Raw genomic sequence first — 20399 nt, forward strand, 5'->3', positions numbered from 1 at the left:
TGTCTGAGTATGTTAGATCGTTCCCGGGGTTGTACCTCTCTTTGGAAGAATGGCTCACAGCGAAACCGTATGGAGGTTGTTTACATCCTCCCAAAATCCATGTGGAGTAGGGGATGATACGAACATGAAACGCGTATGGACAGGAACAGCAATAACGCTTGCTGTAATCGGGAGTGGGCTTATTCTGTTTGCCGGTGGGCAGCGCTCTGAGCCGCAAGAAGAGTGGACCTTGCTTAACCGCAAGGTGGAGCAGGTATTAGCGGTGGGGTCAAAGCCAAATGAGTCGCAGAGCAACAGCGACCTTACCCAAGGAAAGCAGGCTGTAAAAGAGGCTTCAGACAAAAAGGAACGCAGCACAGACACCAAAGCTGCTGGCAATGTGAAGCATAATGCGATGCAGGGGTCTGCTGGTATACCGGCTGCCGTGAGCGAAAACCCTGCTACTGGAAATGCAAATTCAGCAACTACATCCGTAGCTGGTGAAAAAAAGGTAGACATCAACACCGCGACTGCTGACGAGTTAACGGAGCTACCGGGGGTTGGAGCTAAAAAGGCCAAAGCCATTTTGGATTACCGTAATCAGCATGGGCCGTTCCAACGTGTGAACGATTTGGATCAGGTGAAGGGCATCGGTGCTAAGATGCTGGCGAAAATGAAGCCTTACGTCAGCTTGTAAGTTTTACAAGTTTATAGTGTCCAGGCTCTGAGAATGACTTTAGCGGATATGATATACGTTTTAACTTGTTTATACGGGAGAGATGGTTATGAGTGCAGATGTACGCAAGGACTGGGACACTTACTTTATGGATATTGCTTATATGGTATCCACCCGTTCGCGCTGCTCGCGGCGTCATGTCGGAGCCGTACTTGTGCAAGGTAAAAAGCTTTTGGGGACCGCCTATAATGGTGCACCGTCCGGGGTACCTGACTGCTCTGAGGCAGGGTGTATGCTCTCGGAGGAGTATGAGGTTGTTCATCGTGATGGCCGTGAGGAAATGGTTAAAAAGCAACGCTGTGTCCGCACGATTCATGCGGAGCAGAACCTGTTGCTGTTCACGGACCGGATTGATCGGGAAGGCTCTTCAGTATATGTTACTGACCAGCCATGCTGGACGTGTGCCAATATGCTGGCGAACAGCGGTATCGTGGAGATTGTATACCATCGGCCCTATCCCAAGGATGCAGCCAAGGTTCGTGCCATGATGGAGGAAAAGGGAATTGCTTTCCGCATGCTGGAGACCTATCATCCACCCAAGGAAACGTTAATGGATGTTAAGAATTAAAGAGTAAACGAGGAAGAACCTCTGACGAATGCTATTTAGTCAGGGGTTCTTTTTTTTGCAGTTTGGACAGCAAGTAGTATTTTGCTATAGGGGTGATTGTATTCAGGCCAAATTTGTTCTAACCAGACCTATTTTGACCCTGACCGTATGTTGGATTGCAGGAAGTGCAGGAGCTTGCCTTTATTCTGGACGTATGCTTTTGATGCTCTGGACGGGAGTTACTTTAATGCTTCCTCTCATAGCTCTACTGATGAAAATTCCCGTTCGGCATGTGATATGGCTATGGCTTGCTTTGAGCAGTGGCGCATTTCATTGGACTTGGCATGATATGCATAATGTGAGTAGTATTCCCGATGCACTTCATGTATCGGCTTCTAAGTTGGAAGACATGCCTGTTCAAGCAGCAGGGTTTATTGCTTCCAAGGTGCAGGTAGATGGTGATCGAGCGCAGTTTGAGATGAGAGTCACGGCTATCCATCAGATGGGACGTAATTCAGAAAAGGACAAGCAGCTTGCACCGATCTCTGAACAGGTTATCGTTCACATCAAGCTGGCTGCCAAACAGGAACAGCAAGTTGCGGCAGTATGGCAGCGAGGAGATGCCATACAATTACATGGTAGCTTGAAGGCTCCTGCCAAAGCGGGGAACTTTGGTGGCTTTGATTATAGTGAATACCTTCACACCCAAGAGGTTCACTGGCTTTTCAAAGGAAATGGAGCCACTTCACTACAGAAACAGCAAGCTTCCTTGTGGAACCGTTACATTTTGCTCAGGTGGAATGATCAGCTTAGGGAGCAGCTAGGGCAACGAATGGAAACGGCATTTACATTCCTTAATCACGCAGGATATATGAAGGGACTGGTACTAGGGGTTACAGATGAGCTGGACCCGGCAACGTACAACGAATTTACACAACTCGGGTTAACGCACATTTTAGCGATATCTGGTATGCATGTGGCGGTATATGCAGCTACACTGCTATATTTACTCAAGCTGATGCGAGTGAGCCGCGAGACGTCACTGACCGTCGTGATGGTACTTATTCCAGCTTATGTTCTGTTGACAGGTGCTTCTCCGTCTGTTGTGAGGGCCGGGATTATGGCGATGATCGGGTTATTTGCAGCCAGACGAGGTATGCTCAAAGACGGGCTTAACATTTTAAGTATATCAGCGTTGTTGATGCTGCTTTGGAATCCCTATTATCTGCTTAGCGTCAGCTTTCAGCTTTCCTTTTTGGTGACAGGTGGGCTGCTCATCTACATGCCGCTTATGAAGCCGTTTTTCGCCAAATGGCCTCTCCTGCTCGGCGGTGAAATTGCGATTACCATTACGGCGCAGCTTGTTTCGTTTCCAATGACGGTATTCTACTTTAATCAATTTTCGCTGCTATCGTTTATAGCTAACTTTGTGCTCGCACCACTTATTACGTATATCGTGCTTCCATTGGGTACAGTAGCGATGGGAAGCGCCTTTTTATGGGAGGATGGGGCTCGTATTCTTGCGTGGCCGGCAGAGCGATTAAACGATCTGACCTTTTTGCTTGTGAAATGGCTGAACGTGGATGATGTTTATGTGAGTATTTGGCCATCTTCCTCTATTCTGTGGGTCATGGCGTATTATGCAGCTTTGTACAGTGTTCTGTACTGGCTCAAAACGTGGCTGGAATCCCGAAGGCAAGCGGACGAAATGACTGTTATAAGCTCTACTCCCGACCCATCGCCTATACATACAGGATTAGCAGCTTCTGCGGAGTGGGCAGCTATCCTGCAAACAGCTCATGAGTTTGAAGGTGCAGGCCGATATGCGCGCCGACAGTGGAATGGTTATCGTTATTTGGCATTGGTTTTAAGCGGTATAGTCTGGCTTGGCATACTGTGTGCAGGTTATCAATCTCCAGGCGGAGGAAATACGGGAATGGTTCAATACCTGGATGTGGGTCAAGGCGACAGCATTTTAATTACAACGCCGGACGGCAAACACATTTTGGTAGATGGCGGGGGCACAATGAATTTTGCGACAGGGAAAAATGCTTGGCGCAAACGTAAAGATCCCTACGAGGTTGGTGCGGATACGATTGTACCCTTGCTGAAGCAGCGTGGTGTGCAGCGGCTGGATGCCGTCATTTTAACACACGGAGATCATGATCATGCCGGAGGATTACAGGCCGTGCTTGACCAGATTCCCGTATCGAGCTTATTTTTCAACGGTACCCTGACAGACAAAGCACCGTTTCGCAAACTGTTGAGCACGGCTTTAAACAAGCAGATCAAGCTGTACGGTGCATATCATGGTATGGAGTGGGAACCGGATCAGGATACGAAAATCCGCTTTCTTTATCCGTTTCCGTTGCAGGAGGACGAATCTGAGCCGTTACCTGTTATAGAGGAGCAGAATCATTATTCCGTTGCAATGATACTGGAAATGGAGGAAGTCTCTTTCTTGTTCACAGGAGATATGGATGATGCAGCAGAATCGTTGTTGCTTTCTGAATTAACCCATTCTTCATCCCGTATGAAAGATACAGGGAAAACGGGGACGGTAAGGCAAGCTGTCGACGTCATGAAAATAGCACATCACGGCAGCAAGTATTCCACCTCGGAAGAGTGGCTAACGTACTGGCGACCCGAGATATCTGTCATTTCGGTCGGTGCAAGCAATACCTATGGGCACCCGAATAAAGCGGTATTGGAACGTTTATCGGTGGCGGGCTCTGCTATATACCGAACGGATACGATGGGAGAGATACAAATTCGTGCGCAGGAAGGAAGATTGAGCGTGCGATACAAACACAAACGTGAACAAGCGGATACAAAATGATTTTCCGATTATTGTTGTTATAGACATCAAATCATAAGGATTGCCAATCCTCAAATACAAAAAAACAGGCATTGTAGCAGCCTGCTTTTGACTTATGGACTTAATCCTCTATAGTTCCTTGAAGATTTTTTGGGCCAAGTGCTCAATTCTAAGTATCATTGAAGCGTCATCTACGCTTTGAATTTTCTCAGTCCAAATAGTAAACAGCTCACTCTTAGGAGTGGGCTGTTTACTTGAGTTCAATTGGCATGGACATAAGCTGTAAGTTTTGATTCAAAATTTCGAGTATCGGCTTGCTTATTCATCATTTCGTTAATGCTTGTACTGAGCGCATGCGCTACAAGTGGGAGCGGGAACGCAGCTGTTGAGGGCCAAACGGCACCAGGACAGCCTTGACCGATGATGCAACTGCTACACGTACATATGAAAGTGACAAAGCTACAGTTACTCTTCCTGAGCATCCACAGCGTGTCGTTGTAGCAGTTGGCGACTATGTGGGCGATGTGCTTGAACTTGGGGTTACATCTGTAGACACTCCGGATACTGTTTTATGAAAATCTTAAGAAAATAGCACCAACTCCATATGGTAAATATGATTATAAGAGTCACTTAATGGAGCTGGGCAAAGTGCTGAACAAGGAGCAAGAAGCGAAGAAGTGTCTTGCTGATTTTGCGGCTAAAATCGCTGAGAAAAAACAAACCTTGTCCGACGTCATTGATTCAGATAAAAAAATTGCTATTTTCGAGATTACAGGAAAAGAATTATATCTTTATGGAAAATCCTATGGGCGGAGTGAAGCCATACTTTATGATGAGCTGGGACTTCATGCTCCGGAGAAGGTAGAAAAAGCAGGTTCGAGAAGGGCTGGGCAAGAATTTCACTTTAGAACTGATATCCGATTTCCTGATTTCCAAAAAGTAACCCACAAAAATAACTCGAAAATTGACTCAAATAGTAACAGCATGCCAATGCAGTTCGACAGATTCCAACATTTTGATGTCATGTGAGCCAAGGGAAGGTGACTGCCTTCCTTTTTTCTGTTATTCTAAGGAAGGCTACAATGGGGATTCTGGGCTTTATGGTATAATTTTTTACTTTAAAAAAATAAAATTAGCGTCAGACGTCTATCCTGCAACAATTTGCAAAGAGGATACGTCTGTAATATTGCAGGGAGAGGGGGATCCTTTGTGGTAGAGCAGGGACTCATTCGAGCCGCTCAATCGGGCGATCGCGACGCTCTCATTACCCTATTAAGAGAGATAGAACAGCATGTATACCGTACGGCATATTACATTCTGAACAATGAGCAGGACGCCATGGATGCTTCACAGGAAGCTCTCATACGGATTTATTCCAAAATTAACTCTTATGAGGAAAAAGCGCAGTTCAAAACCTGGGTTCAACGCATTGTTACGAATATATGTATCGACAAATTCAGAAGGACAAAACCCTCGGTTTCCATTGACGAGCACGACATGATCTTCAACGATCCCCAAAATGTAGAGGTTGAGGTGTTGACCTCTTACATGGCACAGGATGTTCGTGAAGCGATACAGCAGCTTCCAGAGCACCATCGGACAGTGATCGTCTTGAGATATTTGCAGGATTTCTCCTATAACGAAATTGCCGATTCTTTGGATTTGCCGCTCAATACGGTCAAGTCATACTTATATCGTGCAAGACAGCAATTACAAGGGCTACTTCAGGATTATCAGAAAGGTGGTGTATCAGGATGAAGTGTGAGGAAGAGGTGATGGATTGGATGCAGCGTTATGTGGATCATGAGCTGGGCGAAGAAGAGACGTCCCAATTAATGAACCATATTGCGACTTGCCCAGACTGTGCGGAAAAATTTCATATTCTTCAGACACTCTCCCGCGAGCTGGAGGAATTACCTGCGGTTTCCCCGGCGTTCAGCCTGGTGGATTCCATCATGCCTCAGCTTGATGCCATTGATCGCGCACGTGAGGAGCAGGGAAGTGCGCTTCAGGAAATGCAGCCGATGGCTGTTGATCCTGGACCGGGGCCTAGACAGCGTACCCAGCCTACTCCTTGGTGGAACGGGATGGGAGGGCGTGCGGCCATGGGTGTGGCTGCCGCTGCTGTTGTACTGGGAATTGTAGTATTCAATTTCCAGCCTAAAACAGTGCAGGATGCGGAAGGCATGTTTACCTCCCAGTCGCCTGAAGTGGCGACTCCGCAGAACCAGACGGACATTCCAGGTACGACGAATGGTAGTGGAGGCCACGATGCAGCAATTGAACCGGGTTCGACCAACCCGCCCTTAGAGAAAGGACAAGGAACGGAAACATCTCAGCCACCTGCAGGCGAAGAGCCTGATTCGAGCAAACAGGGTGTAGAGGGTGCAGATCACGAAAATAAAGCCTCCAACTCGGATGCTGCAAAACGTGAAAATCGGCCTGCTGGAGAGAGAGACTCGACGAAGTCTGCGCCAGCAGGAACTTCGTCCCGTCAAGATCGAAAGCAGGGGCAGCCAGATGCGGATCGTCAGGCGAACAAGGGAAATCCGGAGTTGGAAAATTTCGTGCAGGATACTCCTAAGTCCGACCAACCAACGATAGACCCTGATCAGCAACTGGAATCAAGAATGGAGAAAGCACCCATAGCAGGTGCGGGGACTGCTCAGGACGGTAATAACGACACAGCTACGGATGATTCATCTTCTTCACTGAGTCAGGAACTGAAGAACCAGGATCAAGCAGCTTCAGATGGATCGTCGATAGACACAAACTCCAAAAGCATTACCAAGGATTCAGGGGATGCCTCAGGGGCAGATAACGATAATACAGCCTCTAACGACCAGCCATCTTCCGTGTCACAGGACTCGGTACGCAAAGAGGGCTTTGTATCTAATTCGCTGATCTCTCCAGACAGTAATAGTGCATCCACCTTTGGTGCCCAGTCTACGTCCGAAGATCAGTTCAACTCACCTGATGGCAGCTATGCGGTGGTCATTGAAGGCAAAAAGCTGAAAGTATATAAGCTTTCCGATAATGGTGTAGATCGAACAACCTTAGAGGTTCGTACCTTGAAAGGAGCCTGGGTCAAGGGCAGCTGGTCGGATGATAGTCAGACCTTCATGTACGAGACAGAGCAAGATGGTACAGCAAGTAAATATACGTATACTGTCCCGCGCAGCACTGGAAAATAATTGCCGAAAGTAGTCACACCTTTAAAATTAAGGAATAGAATATATGAACCGACGTCGTATCCCGACGGCCGAAAGTTTCTAGAGCTTTCTGCTGCCGTGTTGATATAGATGGTGGCGAAGGGATCTTGCCTATAGGCAGGGTCCCTTTGTTTGTATATTGACTTGCCTTCCGGCCGGATGTCGGGTACGATCAGTGGATGGGGGGAACGGAATATGGATGTAAAAACAGCCGCTAAGGCTATTCGCAAGGGCGATATTTCGCCCGTGTATTTGCTATACGGCAGTGAAAAATACCAAATGAAGCAGTTTGTTGAGATGCTCAAGGAAAAAGTGATGGAAGAGGAGCATCGTGATTTTGCCATTATTCCCTATGATCTGACGGAAACGCCAATCGAGGTGGTCGTGGAGGAGGCGGAAACTGCACCTTTTCTGGTACCGAAAAAGCTGATTATTGTCCGGGACACGAGTGTATTCGCAGCAGGCAAAGATAGCGGCAAGATTGAGCACCGCATTGAGACGCTGTTGACTTATATGGATAACCCGACTGACTATAGCGTCATCGTTTTTATGGTTCAGTCCGAAAAGCTGGATGAACGGAAAAAGATTGTCAAAAGACTGAAAAGTGATGCTTCGGTGATTGCTTTTTCCCCATTGGGTGGAGATGACCTTGTAGCTTGGGTTCATAAGCGTGCAGGGGAAAGAGAGGTACAATTAGCTGCAGGAGCTGCTGAGACGCTCATTCAATATACAGGTACAGGGCTGCAATCCTTGGCTGCCGAGATAGACAAGCTGTGCTTGTATGCCGGAGCACAAGGAACGATCTCATCTACGGATATCGAATCCCTGGTGCCTCGTAGTACGGAGCAAAACGTATTTGCGATGGTTGAGGATCTGGCTAATTTGCGGCTTGATAAGGCGCTTAGTATTTTTTATGAGCTGCTCAAACAAAAAGAGGAACCGATTAAGATTGCGGCTTTGATTACACGGCAGTTCCGTATTATATTGCAGGTGAAGGAGCTATCGGGTCAGAGTTATTCCCAGCAGCAAATTGCGAGTCAGCTTAGCCTGCATCCTTACGGGGTAAAAGTTGCGGGCGAGCAGGCGAGGAGGTTTCATCCTGAACAGCTGCGTCAGCTTCTCTTCGAGTTGGGCGAGCTGGATTATCATATGAAAACAGGTATTGTTGATAAGGTACTGGGACTGGAGCTGTTTTTAATGAAAATGGGTATGGGGGCTTCAGTCTAACCCCTCCCAGGTGCTGAGTGATTTTTAAGTGAGTGATTTGTAAGGGACACTGGCAGTGAGAACACAGACGATGAAAACTAAAAAAACCTGATCAGCCGAGGCTGGTCAGGTTTTTTTCATTAACGTATAGAAGTAGCTCTTGCTTACGCTTGAGCTGTAAGAGCGTTAAGTTTTTTCGCCAAGCGGGATTTCTTGCGAGCAGCTGCATTTTTGTGGATCAGACCTTTAGTTACAGCCTTGTCCAGCTTTTGGGAAGCTACTTTGAAAGCAGCAGCAGCAACTTCAGCTTCGTTACCCACCAACGCTGTATCGGCAGCTTTAACTGCTGTACGAAGCGCGGATTTTTGGGAAGCGTTCAACGCACGGCGTTTGTCGCTCGTTTTAACGCGTTTGATAGCGGATTTAATGTTTGGCATTACATTCACCTCCTGTAAAGGCATTACTTATGAACACAAACGTTTCACAACTTAAAATATTTTAGCACGCTACACCTCAAAATGCAATAAGAAAACATTCAGTGGCTATGCAAATGACAGGATGAAAATGGATGTGCATAAACCTGTTGGGTGTCTCGCACACTATAGCCAGAGATGGTATACAAGGAGGTTTAAAAGATGGATCTGGATTTGCAGAAATATGCGGTACGCACGGATTTGGCACTGGAGGCGAGAGAGCTGGCAGAACGGGATCAGCCTGTACCGCTGGCGGGTATCAGTGAGGACGTGGAGGAAGATAACGGTATTAAAATTACACGTTTGGATGTACTAAATAAAGAAGGGGCCAATCGTATTGGGCGAGTACAAGGGCATTACGTCACGCTAGAGGTACCTGGCTTACGTGGAGGTGACACCGGACTTCAGCAACGAGTAGCTATTGCATTTGCGAAAGAGATGGAGCATTTTATACAAAAGATAGGCATCTCCAATACGGCACAGGTGCTTGTGGTGGGTTTGGGGAACTGGAACGTAACTCCCGATTCGCTGGGTCCGCTTGTCGTTGAAAATCTGATGGTGACTCGTCAATATTTTGAGTTGACGCCTGATCAAGTCAACCCCGGCTATCGGGATGTGAGCGCAATTGCGCCGGGTGTTCTCGGTATTACGGGAATCGAGTCCAGTGAAATCGTTCAAGGCATCGTAGATCGCACCAAACCAGAACTGATTATTGCTATTGATGCTCTCGCATCACGTTCACTGGAGCGCGTCAATACGACCATTCAGGTGGCAGATATTGGGATACATCCAGGCTCAGGAATTGGTAACAAACGGCGCGGTATCACCAAGGATATTATGGGCGTTCCGTGCATCGCCATTGGCGTGCCAACGGTATGCTACGCTTCGACCATCGTAAATAATGTAATTGAATTGATGAAAACACATTTTGCCAAAGAAAAGGCACCTACGAAAGCAATACTGGGGATGTTGGACGATATTTCAGAGCCTGAGAGACTCGGGTTGGTGAGAGAGGTACTTCAACCGTTGGGGCATGATCTGATTGTGACCCCTAAAGAGATTGATGAATTTATTGAAGATATCGCGAATATCATTGCAACCGGACTGAACGCTGCTCTGCATGAGGCTGTTGACCCCGGCAATGTTGCCGCTTATACGCATTAATGCAAGGTTAGCAAAACCATCTTTCTAAGACGCCAAGTTCTCTATTTAACAGGTAACCTATCTCTCTCAAAAAGGGATGGGATTTACCTGTGGATAGAGATTTTTTGTGTTCTAGCAATTGTTCTTCGTTCATAGAGTTGAAGTATAAGAGATTTCCGCAGCAGATAGGAACCCTATGTTCCGAATGTAAAAGCGGGTTTCGACGGGACGAAGGAGGACAAGGCTCACATGAAAAAAATTCAAACCTGGAACGTCGGAAGATGGAGAAGAAAGGGTATCGAAATTTTGGCGATGGGACATACGCTTGTGCTGCTTATTATGGGCTCGGCGCTTTTATTTGTCGTACTGGGACTAGGGGGACTGGCCGAAAATCGTTTGCAAACATCCCCTGTTTCTTCGATGAAAGGATTTGCAGGTTCGGTGTCCAGCGGCTTTTTTGCAGACCTGCTTGGTATGGAGGTACCTCATTTTGCACAAAAGAAGCAACAATCTTCGTTGTCGGGTGAACAGTGGTCGCCTTTTGTTTTTCAAATGCTTACAGGTATTAATCCACAAGATCCGAAAAGTCTTATTTCACGCGAAATTCCTGGTATGTCTGCAGATGCACCTGTCTTGCTACGCAAGGGATCAGGAAACGACAAGGTAGAGGGTCCTACAGATTATCAGCCCGATCAGGGAACGACGGATGCTCCCGGTGGCTCAGATGCTTCTACGAACCCGCCGAATCATGGTACTACTACGCCAGATTTGCCGACAACACCGGAAACGGACCCTGCAAAAGAGGATGATTCAGGTGATGCAGCCAAAGGTGAAAAACGCATATTAATCTACCATTCTCATCCCAGAGAAGCATATAACCCACTACTCAGCAAAACCAGTTCCAATCCCAATTCCGGTTCTAAATCAGCGAATGTGTCCAGAGTGGGGGACTTTGTGAAAAAGAGACTGGAGAAACAAGGAATAAACACGCTGCATGTAAATAAGGACTATGCCTCCATAGTGCAAAATTACAATTGGAACTACTCCTATAAATATTCACGTGAAACCGTCAAGGAAGCCTTGGCGAGTAATGAGGATTTAACTTATCTGCTTGATATCCACAGAGACTCTCAACGTCACAGTAAAACGACAGCCACTATTAATGGACTTTCTTATGCCAAGGTATATTTCATTATCGGTCATGACAATAAAAATTGGCGTAAAAATGAAGCTTTCGCTGCCCGTATTCATGAAAAACTGGAAAAATCGTATCACGGCGTATCACGCGGAATATGGGGAAAGGATGGCGGTAAAGGCAACAATGGAGAGTACAATCAAAGCCTGTCTCCCCATAGTATTTTGATTGAAATCGGCGGTATTGATAACACCGAGGAGGAGTTAAAGCGCACCTCGGACGTTTTGGCGGATATGATCAGCGAAGTGTATTGGGAGGACCAAAAAGCACAGAAGGCGGGCACTAAGGTATCTGATGCTAAAAAGAGCAACAATGGCAATTAAATTAAGGCGGTGGACAGAGGAAAGATATAAGGTGGAAAGGGGAAAATATAATGTCCGGACATTTTCGTAAAAAAGCGCTTGGATTTGTGCTTCTGATTGGGGTAGGGGTATTACTTGGTATGCAACTGGCAGGCTCTGGTCTGCGCTCAGTCTATGGCCCGGAATGGGACGGGGACCCGATTCAATCCGTAAATCAACAGAAAGCCGAATATGAGCAGACGGTTATTGAGGATACCCCGGCAGCCAATGGCCAAGCCTATAACCGTACGAATAACACAAGTGGAACTGTCCAATTTAAGCCGCAAACGGACACGAATGAAACGAATACTAACGAACGAAATGAGGACCAGGATGCACGCGGGACGCGCGAATGGTATACGACAACTGCACAGAATGCCAGTACTCAGCAGAGCCGAGCGACACCTCGTGAACTACTAGCCGTTCAGGCACAGCAGGCCTCAGTGGATACCATGGCAGATAAAACCGCTGGACTGCTGCAAAACCTGTCAAGGAAGAGCATTCGTTGGGTCGTATCTGTATTTGATGGAGTAACCGAATAGAAATATTGCTGACCCCCCGTACAACTGCTATAATAAGCTGATTGACACTAGGCATTGTGTGGGGGTAAGGCATGACTGACATTTTGGCAAGACAACGTAAAATTCGGAACTTTAGTATCATTGCACATATAGACCATGGTAAATCCACGCTGGCTGACCGGATTTTGGAGTACACCGGTGCACTCACTTCCCGTGAAATGCAGGAACAGGTGCTTGACCAGATGGAGCTGGAACGGGAGCGCGGGATTACGATCAAGCTCCAGGCAGTGCGACTCACTTATAAGGCCGATGACGGCGAAGAGTACATTTTGAATTTGATTGATACACCGGGACACGTCGATTTTACGTATGAGGTATCCCGTAGTTTGGCAGCCTGCGAAGGTGCTTTGCTGGTAGTAGACGCAGCGCAGGGGATTGAGGCACAGACATTGGCTAACGTTTATTTGGCGTTGGACAACAATCTGGAGATTTTGCCGGTGCTTAACAAAATTGATTTGCCGAGTGCCGATCCCGAACGGGTAAAGCAGGAAATTGAGGATGTTATCGGCCTGGATACAAGCGAAACCGTACATGCTTCAGCCAAAGCTGGAATCGGTATTAAGGAAATACTCGAACAGGTGGTCAGAAGTGTGCCTGCTCCGCAAGGAAATCCGGATAACCCGCTCAAGGCGCTTATTTTCGATTCGCATTATGATCCTTATAAAGGCGTTATCGTATATGTACGGGTTGTGGATGGCAGTATCCGCGCGGGTTCGAAAATTAAGATGATGGCGACTGACAAAACGTTCGAGGTCATCGAGGTTGGTGCTTTCATGCCACGTATGACTATCGTGGACGAGCTGAATGTCGGTGATGTTGGCTTTATCGTTGCCGGAATTAAGCATGTGGGCGATACACGTGTCGGGGATACTGTGACAGATGCGAAAAATCCAACACCAGAACCGATGCCAGGCTATCGAAAAATCAATCCGATGGTATATTGCGGTCTCTATCCAATCGAAACATCCGAGTATAACGACCTGCGTGAGGCGCTTGAAAAGTTGCAACTGAACGATGCTTCACTCAGTTTTGAACCGGAAACGTCGAGCGCGTTGGGCTTCGGTTTCCGTTGCGGTTTCCTCGGTTTGCTCCATATGGACGTTATTCAGGAACGTATTGAACGTGAATTTAACATTCCATTGATTACGACAGCGCCGAGCGTTATTTACCGTATTCAGTTGACGAATGGCGAAACGATTCAGATCGACAACCCTTCGAATTATCCGGAAATCGGACGGATTGAACATGTGGAAGAGCCATACGTAAAGGCAGGCATTATCGTGCCTAATGATTACGTAGGTACGGTCATGGAGCTTTGCCAGACCAAGCGCGGCGAGTACGTGAATATGGAGTATCTGGATACGACACGGGTAACCATTACGTATCAGATCCCGCTGTCTGAAATCGTGTATGATTTCTTCGATCAGCTAAAATCCAGTACCAAGGGCTACGCTTCCTTTGACTATGAGATTTCAGGCTATCGCCAGTCCAATCTGGTGAAAATGGATATTCTGTTGAATGGTGAGCAGGTCGATGCACTCTCGTTCATCGTGCATAGAGATCGGGCTTACCATCGCGGACGTATCATTTGTGAGAAGCTGCGCGAGCTCATTCCACGTCAAATGTTCGAGGTGCCGATTCAGGCATCCGTCGGAACAAAGGTTGTTGCGCGTGAAACCGTTAAGGCTATGCGTAAAAACGTCTTGGCCAAATGTTATGGTGGCGATATTTCCCGTAAACGGAAGCTGCTTGAGAAGCAAAAAGAGGGCAAGAAGCGCATGAAGCAGGTTGGTAACGTAGAAGTACCTCAGGAAGCATTTATGGCAGTACTGAAAATAGATGAGTAAAGCTGCTTGAAGTCTCGTCCATTCTTTCATGGGGCATTTGCCGTGCATGGAGAATGGGCGTCTTTATTTGAGCAAGCTATTCAGGACTGAGAGTTCGTTCAAGTTCTGGTTTAGAGTAAAAAAATGGGCGATTGACGGTGGGCAGCAGCGGAGTCGATGGAATCGTTCTGAAGAAGCGGTAGCGTTCGCCTTTACCCCCGGATTTTAACCTTTTAAGGTTATTTACAATGAAAAAATCCGGGGGTAACAGCGATCGGAAGAATGATCCATCCACGGAGCGACCTCCCCCCCCCTCATCAGCCTATTTTTTCCATCACCACACCCTGAATTAACAAGGAGGATCGGAAATGACCGCATCCATACAAAAACATGAACATTCTTCCGCGCCTCAAGCGGTTTACTTGCATATACCTTTTTGCACGAATAAATGCTTTTACTGTGACTTCAACTCTTATGTGCTAAAGGATCAGCCTGTTATGGAATACCTGTATGCACTGGAACGGGAGATGGAAAATACGGTTAAGCTTCACCCCCCAGGAGAAATCAAAACTATTTTTGTCGGGGGCGGAACGCCAACAACGCTCAATCCGAAGGAAATGGAATATTTCCTGAAGAGTGTCCGTACCTACTTTCCGAACTGGTCGGAGGATATTGAGTTCTCCATGGAAGCCAATCCAGGTACAACCGATTATGAAAAACTTTCTGTGATGAAAGAGGGCGGTGTCAACCGACTCAGCTTCGGGGTACAGGCTTTTCAGAACGAGCTGCTTACAGGTATTGGTCGCATTCATAATACAGATGATGTATATCGTAGTCTGGAAAATGCACGTAAGGTCGGATTGGACAATCTGTCGATTGACCTGATGTTCGGCTTGCCGAACCAAACCGTGGACATGTTGAATGAGAGCGTTAATAGAGCGCTGGAGCTGGAGCTCCCTCATTACTCCATCTATAGTTTAAAGGTTGAAGAAAATACGCTCTTCCACACGCTATACCAGAAAAATCAACTTCCGCTTCCACATGAGGACGACGAATTGGAAATGTATTTGCTTCTCATGCGCCGTATGAAAGAAGCGGGTTATGAGCAGTACGAGATCAGCAATTTCGCGAAACCCGGTTTGGGGAGTAAGCACAATATGACCTATTGGCGTAATGAGGACTATTACGGTCTCGGTGCCGGGGCGCATGGATACGTTGGCAGAGAGCGTCATATGAACATAAAGGGCATTACCCCATATGTAGAGGCTACTCGTAACGGTCTGCCCCGTCTGGATAGCTTTGAGGTGCCGGCAGCGGAAGCGATGGAGGACTTTCTCATGGTGGGCTTGAGAATGCTGGAGGGCGTGTCCAAGTCCCGCTTTGAAGCTCAATTTGGTCAGGCGCTGGAGGATACGTTCACAGTTCCTCTTGGAAAAATGCTGAATGCGGGATTAATTGAAGCGGTCGAGGACGGTTACCGTCTGAGCGAACGCGGTATTTTATTCGGAAATGATGTATTTGCAGAGTTCATCGGCTCCATTACGGTAAATTCATAAGTCATACGTCCATAAGTTCGTAAGGAAGAGCTTCAATACAGCACGTTTCAACTTCGCAGGCCGGGCCAATCAATTGATAACATCATTCTGTCACAGCAGGGTAAATGGAGTATTGCGATTCTATGCGTAATGTTGTATATTTATTCATTATATGCGGCAAGCGGCAGGAGGAGAGCAAGATGGCTTCAGTGTGTAAAGATGTATTGTGCAGAAGTGCGGTTCCTGAAGATGTGGAGCCTTTATATCAAATGATTAGCGGCTATGCGGAGCGAGGGATTATGCTGCCACGTTCAAGGAAAGTGCTTACGCGCCAACTGGAGCTGTTTATTGTTGCAGAAGTGGACGGCGAAGTCGTAGGGTGTGGTTCTTTATGCAAACTGGGCTCTGATTTGGTAGAGATTCGTTCCCTTGGCATCTCTGACGGACATAAAGGAATGGGCATTGGCTCCAAGCTCGTAGAGGGCCTTATTATAGAGGCACGGCGACAACGTATCCCTAAAATTATGGCTTTGACCTATGAGGTCTCCTTTTTTATAAAAAACGGTTTTGATGTAGTAAACAAAGAGATTTTCCCTGAAAAGGTATGGACCGACTGCATACACTGTAGCAAACAAAATAATTGCGATGAAATCGCAGTGCTGAAAATACTGAACTGACCTGTCAACAATGAGGTTAGTTCGTTTTTTTTTTTTTTTTTTTCATTGGATCGTATTTGCGGGCTACGTTAGAAAAAATGTAAGCAAGCTGTGTTCATTGCGTGTAATCCAAATGGTCGCAATAAATCTCGTTTATTGAAAATACTGATCTGACTTGACAATGATCAGGTCCGTTTGGTATTTTTGTATTATCGGTTAGCACTCATCGCGAACGAGTGCTAATGATTCCATTTTACAATCAGGCTATATGGATACAACAAGGGGGGGATTCGCTTGTTAACCGAACGTCAGAGACTCATTTTGAATGCGATTATTGATGACTACATTCGTTCGGCTGAGCCAGTGGGTTCCCGCAGCATATCCAAAAGGCAGGATGTCGGATACAGCCCCGCCACGATCCGCAATGAAATGTCGGATTTGGAGGAACAGGGCTATCTGGAGCAACCCCACACTTCTGCGGGACGCATCCCGTCTCATAAAGGCTATCGCTATTATGTGGACCACTTGGTGCCACTAAATACATTGAAGCCTGTGGAAATGCGGGAACTTAAAGCCTTTTACGCCGAAAAGCTGAATGTAATGGAGCAAGTGATCCAACATGCGTCAGGCATTTTGTCCCATATGACCAATTATACTTCCATCCTGCTTGGGCCGGAGGTTTTTCATACTTCATTGCGTCATTTTCAGCTATTGCCGCTCAACGAAACGACGGCTGTAGCGATTATTGTGACCAATACCGGTCAGGTGGAGAATAAGACGGTGGATATTCCGCCGGGAATTTCGATTTCCGAGATGGAAAAGGTTGTGAATTTGCTGAACAGCAAGCTGGTCGGTGTGCCGATTTATCAGCTTAAATCACGTCTTTACACTGCGCTTGGTCAGGAAATGGAGAAGCATGTGTCTCATTTTGAGGACGCTATGAAGGTACTGGATAAAGCACTGGATAGTGAATCAGATCAGCGCCTGTATTTGAGTGGTGCCACGAACATGCTCAATCAACCTGAATTTAAAGATGTGGATAAGGTTAAACATATTCTTGATCTGCTGGAGGAAACACCAACGCTGCTTAAACTGATGACACCTGTTCCCGGAGCACCTGAAATGCAGGTACGCATCGGCACGGAAAATGATCATGAGGCGTTTGCCAATTGCAGTTTGATCACCGCTACGTATGCCATAGATGGGGAAGCTTTGGGTACCATAGGTATACTGGGACCGACGCGAATGGAATATGCGAGAGTGATTAACATTCTGGATATTCTATCTAAGGATTTGACCGCAATGCTTACGCAGCGGTTTAAATAGAACAAGAATGCGTATAGTTCTACATGTTCCGCGCTCAGATACGTTTTGTATCCTGCGCGGGTGTATTGCTGCGTGTTTTTATAAGGGTAGTTATAACTTGAAGGAGGTGAAACATTTTGAAGGAAGAACAAGCGTTCCAAGAAGAAAAACAACAACAAAATGTAAGCACAGAGGAAGCTTCCGAGACGATCCAGGAGCAGGAAGAGCCAGTAAACGAAGCGGCAGCACTGGAAGCGCAGGAAGAAGACACAGAGGTGGCAAAACTTCGTGCGGAGGCTGAGGAGCATCAACAGCGTTTTTTGCGCGCACAGGCGGATTTTGACAATTTCCGTCGCCGCACGTTGAAAGAGAAAGAAGAACTTGCTAAATATGCGTCCATGAAGCTGGTTACCGAGCTGGTACCTGTTCTCGATAACTTCGAGCGTGCGCTGGCAACAGCACAGCAGGGAGCAGAGACTGAGTCATTCGCCAAGGGCGTAGAGATGATCTTCCGCCAGTTTGAGGGCGTGCTGCAGGCTGAGGGGGTAACGGCCATGAATTCGGTGGGTCAACCGTTTAATCCTGATTTCCATCAGGCTATTATGCAGGTGGAAAGTGAAGAGCATGAGGAAGGTATCGTCGTTGAAGAGGTGCAAAAAGGATACATGCTGAAGGACAAGGTACTTCGTCCTGCTATGGTAAAAGTAAGCATGTAGCTTTTTTAATATACATTTAGCAACACATGAATTGAAATTCAACCATTCTGGCCTGCGGGCCTCGTATATACAGAAGGAGGAATTGTCCGATGAGTAAAGTAATCGGTATTGACTTAGGTACAACCAACTCTTGTGTGGCTGTTATGGAGGGCGGCGAAGCCGTCGTTATTCCAAATCCGGAAGGCGCGCGCACAACCCCTTCCGTTGTTGGTTTCAAAAAAGATGGAGAACGTACTGTAGGGGAAACGGCAAAACGCCAAGCGATTACGAACCCGGATCGTACAATCATCTCAATCAAGCGCCATATGGGTACAAACCATAAAGAAAGCATTGACGGCAAGGAGTACTCCCCACAGGAAATCTCCGCTATGATTCTGCAAAAGCTGAAATCCGATGCTGAAGCTTATCTGGGTCAACCGGTAACTCAAGCCGTTATTACGGTTCCAGCTTACTTCAATGACAGCCAACGTCAAGCAACCAAGGATGCAGGTAAAATCGCAGGTCTGGAAGTTCTGCGGATCGTCAACGAGCCAACAGCAGCTGCTTTGGCATACGGTATGGAAAAATCCGAAGACCAAACGATCCTCGTGTATGACCTGGGTGGCGGTACATTTGACGTATCCATTCTGGAACTGGGCGACGGTTTCTTCGAAGTTAAAGCAACAAGCGGTGATAACAAGCTGGGTGGCGATGACTTTGACCAAGTGATCATTGATTACCTCGTAAATGAGTTCAAAAAAGATCAAGGTATCGACTTGAGTAAAGATAAAGCGGCTGTACAACGTCTAAAAGACGCAGCGGAAAAAGCGAAAAAAGAGCTGTCCGGCGTACTGACTACGACGATTTCTCTGCCGTTTATCACAGTCGTTGATGGCGTTCCACAGCATTTGGAGCTAAACCTGACTCGCGCGAAATTTGAAGAACTGTCTGAAGGTCTGGTAGAACGTACCTTGGGACCTACTCGTCAAGCGATGAAAGATGCAGGCATGAGTGCCAGCGACATCGACAAAATCGTTCTGGTCGGTGGTTCCACTCGTATTCCGGCTGTACAGGAAGCAATCAAAAAATTGACAGGCAAAGAGCCTCATAAAGGCGTAAACCCTGATGAAGTGGTAGCTTTGGGTGCGGCAGTTCAAGCGGGCGTATTGACAGGTGATGTGAAAGACGTCGTTCTTCTCGACGTAACTCCACTGTCCCTGGGTATTGAAACCGCAGGTGGCGTATTCACTAAAATGATTGAGCGTAACACAACGATCCCTACAAGCAAATCACAGGTATTCTCGACATATGCCGACAATCAGCCAAGCGTAGAAATTCATGTACTGCAAGGTGAACGTGAAATGGCAGCAGGTAACAAAACGCTGGGGCGTTTCCAACTGGGAGATATTCCTCCAGCACCACGCGGCGTACCGCAAATCGAAGTTACCTTTGATCTGGATGCGAACGGTATCGTGAACGTATCCGCTACGGATAAAGGAACTGGCAAGAGCCAAAAAATTACGATTACATCTTCCAGCGGCTTGAGCGACGAGGAAGTAGAACGTATGATGAAGGATGCCGAATTGCATGCGGAAGAAGATAAAAAACGCAAAGATTTGGTAGAAGCGAAAAACGCTGCGGACCAACTGATTTACTCCGTAGACAAAACGATTAAAGATCTGGGCGAAAAAGCAGATGCGGCTGAAGTCGAAAAGGCAAATGCAGCTAAAGAAAATCTGCAAAAAACGCTGGAAACCGACAACCTCGAAGACATCAAAAAGGCTACTGAAGAGCTGACTGAAATTGTTCAGCAATTGTCTGTAAAACTGTACGAGCAAGCTGCTCAAGCAGCGCAAGCTCAAGAGGCTCAAAATGGTACAGCAGACAGCAAAGGCCGTGACAATGTGGTTGACGCAGATTATGAAGTCGTTAATGAAGACCAGAAGAAAGACTAAGCTACGGATCGGTAGTGGCATTACGGTACACCGGTGCGTTATAATACACTGAATAGTATCTAGCAGCGTAGCTGCCTTGATAAATAACGATGAGACCGAAGGGGAACCGTTATTTTCAGGATAAATAAGCATATTACGGGTTGTACTGCCTTGAAATGATGGGAAGGTCAAAGCCGGGTCATCCCGTGCCTTTGGC

General features: G+C 46.9%; 19 protein-coding genes. 18 read left to right on the forward strand and 1 reads right to left on the reverse strand.

Annotation, left to right across the window (positions count from 1 at the left end):
- The first annotated feature begins 124 nt into the window (after window positions 1-124).
- The 8 genes from LCF57_RS23030 (at window position 125) to holA (ending at window position 8519) form a co-directional block, all read left to right on the forward strand.
- Window positions 125-676: a ComEA family DNA-binding protein gene (locus LCF57_RS23030; RefSeq protein WP_226002792.1), complete on the forward strand. Its 552-nt coding sequence runs from the start codon at window positions 125-127 to the stop codon at window positions 674-676.
- 88 nt (window positions 677-764) lie between these two features.
- Complete coding sequence (locus LCF57_RS23035; RefSeq protein ID WP_226002793.1) at window positions 765-1283, forward strand: deoxycytidylate deaminase; 519 nt, start codon at window positions 765-767, stop codon at window positions 1281-1283.
- Between the two features lie 193 nt (window positions 1284-1476).
- Window positions 1477-4101, forward strand: coding sequence for a DNA internalization-related competence protein ComEC/Rec2 (locus LCF57_RS23040; protein ID WP_226002794.1), 2625 nt, complete (start codon window positions 1477-1479; stop codon window positions 4099-4101).
- Between the two features lie 392 nt (window positions 4102-4493).
- Window positions 4494-4655 (forward strand): hypothetical protein, encoded by a 162-nt coding sequence (locus tag LCF57_RS23045; protein WP_226002795.1) that lies wholly within the window; start codon window positions 4494-4496, stop codon window positions 4653-4655.
- A gap of 58 nt (window positions 4656-4713) precedes the next feature.
- Window positions 4714-5109, forward strand: a complete 396-nt coding sequence (locus LCF57_RS23050) for a hypothetical protein (RefSeq protein WP_226002796.1) — start codon at window positions 4714-4716, stop codon at window positions 5107-5109.
- A gap of 180 nt (window positions 5110-5289) precedes the next feature.
- Complete coding sequence (locus LCF57_RS23055; protein ID WP_010345316.1) at window positions 5290-5838, forward strand: RNA polymerase sigma factor; 549 nt, start codon at window positions 5290-5292, stop codon at window positions 5836-5838.
- Window positions 5835-7274, forward strand: a complete 1440-nt coding sequence (locus LCF57_RS23060) for a zf-HC2 domain-containing protein (RefSeq protein ID WP_226002797.1) — start codon at window positions 5835-5837, stop codon at window positions 7272-7274. The genes LCF57_RS23055 and LCF57_RS23060 overlap by 4 nt, the downstream gene beginning before the upstream one ends.
- 213 nt (window positions 7275-7487) lie before the next feature.
- On the forward strand, window positions 7488-8519 hold the full coding sequence (gene holA, locus LCF57_RS23065) for a DNA polymerase III subunit delta (protein ID WP_226002798.1): 1032 nt from the start codon (window positions 7488-7490) through the stop codon (window positions 8517-8519).
- A 143-nt stretch (window positions 8520-8662) separates the two neighbouring features.
- On the opposite strand, the gene rpsT is transcribed toward holA, so the two are convergent.
- Window positions 8663-8935, reverse strand: a complete 273-nt coding sequence (gene rpsT, locus LCF57_RS23070; RefSeq protein WP_007431285.1) for a 30S ribosomal protein S20 — start codon at window positions 8933-8935, stop codon at window positions 8663-8665.
- A gap of 198 nt (window positions 8936-9133) precedes the next feature.
- Between rpsT and gpr the strand changes: the two genes are divergently transcribed.
- From gpr to dnaK, 10 genes are all read left to right on the forward strand, one after another.
- Window positions 9134-10135 (forward strand): GPR endopeptidase, encoded by a 1002-nt coding sequence (gene gpr, locus LCF57_RS23075; RefSeq protein ID WP_226002799.1) that lies wholly within the window; start codon window positions 9134-9136, stop codon window positions 10133-10135.
- A gap of 228 nt (window positions 10136-10363) precedes the next feature.
- On the forward strand, window positions 10364-11632 hold the full coding sequence (locus LCF57_RS23080; protein ID WP_226002800.1) for a stage II sporulation protein P: 1269 nt from the start codon (window positions 10364-10366) through the stop codon (window positions 11630-11632).
- 50 nt (window positions 11633-11682) lie between these two features.
- Entirely contained in the window at window positions 11683-12192 is a 510-nt protein-coding gene (locus LCF57_RS23085; RefSeq protein WP_226002801.1) for a DUF3679 domain-containing protein, read from the forward strand.
- A 71-nt stretch (window positions 12193-12263) separates the two neighbouring features.
- Window positions 12264-14078, forward strand: coding sequence for a translation elongation factor 4 (gene lepA, locus LCF57_RS23090; protein WP_025718827.1), 1815 nt, complete (start codon window positions 12264-12266; stop codon window positions 14076-14078).
- Between the two features lie 28 nt (window positions 14079-14106).
- Window positions 14107-14286 (forward strand): hypothetical protein, encoded by a 180-nt coding sequence (locus tag LCF57_RS23095; protein WP_226002802.1) that lies wholly within the window; start codon window positions 14107-14109, stop codon window positions 14284-14286.
- A gap of 139 nt (window positions 14287-14425) precedes the next feature.
- Complete coding sequence (gene hemW / locus LCF57_RS23100; protein WP_226002803.1) at window positions 14426-15613, forward strand: radical SAM family heme chaperone HemW; 1188 nt, start codon at window positions 14426-14428, stop codon at window positions 15611-15613.
- 179 nt (window positions 15614-15792) lie between these two features.
- Complete coding sequence (locus tag LCF57_RS23105) at window positions 15793-16269, forward strand: N-acetyltransferase (protein WP_226002804.1); 477 nt, start codon at window positions 15793-15795, stop codon at window positions 16267-16269.
- A 273-nt stretch (window positions 16270-16542) separates the two neighbouring features.
- Window positions 16543-17574 (forward strand): heat-inducible transcriptional repressor HrcA, encoded by a 1032-nt coding sequence (gene hrcA, locus LCF57_RS23110; RefSeq protein ID WP_226002805.1) that lies wholly within the window; start codon window positions 16543-16545, stop codon window positions 17572-17574.
- A 116-nt stretch (window positions 17575-17690) separates the two neighbouring features.
- A complete protein-coding gene (gene grpE / locus LCF57_RS23115) occupies window positions 17691-18269 on the forward strand; it encodes a nucleotide exchange factor GrpE (RefSeq protein ID WP_226002806.1) in 579 nt (192 codons plus the stop codon).
- An 89-nt stretch (window positions 18270-18358) separates the two neighbouring features.
- Window positions 18359-20203, forward strand: coding sequence for a molecular chaperone DnaK (dnaK, locus tag LCF57_RS23120; protein ID WP_226002807.1), 1845 nt, complete (start codon window positions 18359-18361; stop codon window positions 20201-20203).
- Window positions 20204-20399: the final 196 nt, after the last annotated feature.

Source organism: Paenibacillus sp. BJ-4 (assembly GCF_020404765.1).
Classification (GTDB): Bacteria; Bacillota; Bacilli; order Paenibacillales; family Paenibacillaceae; genus Paenibacillus.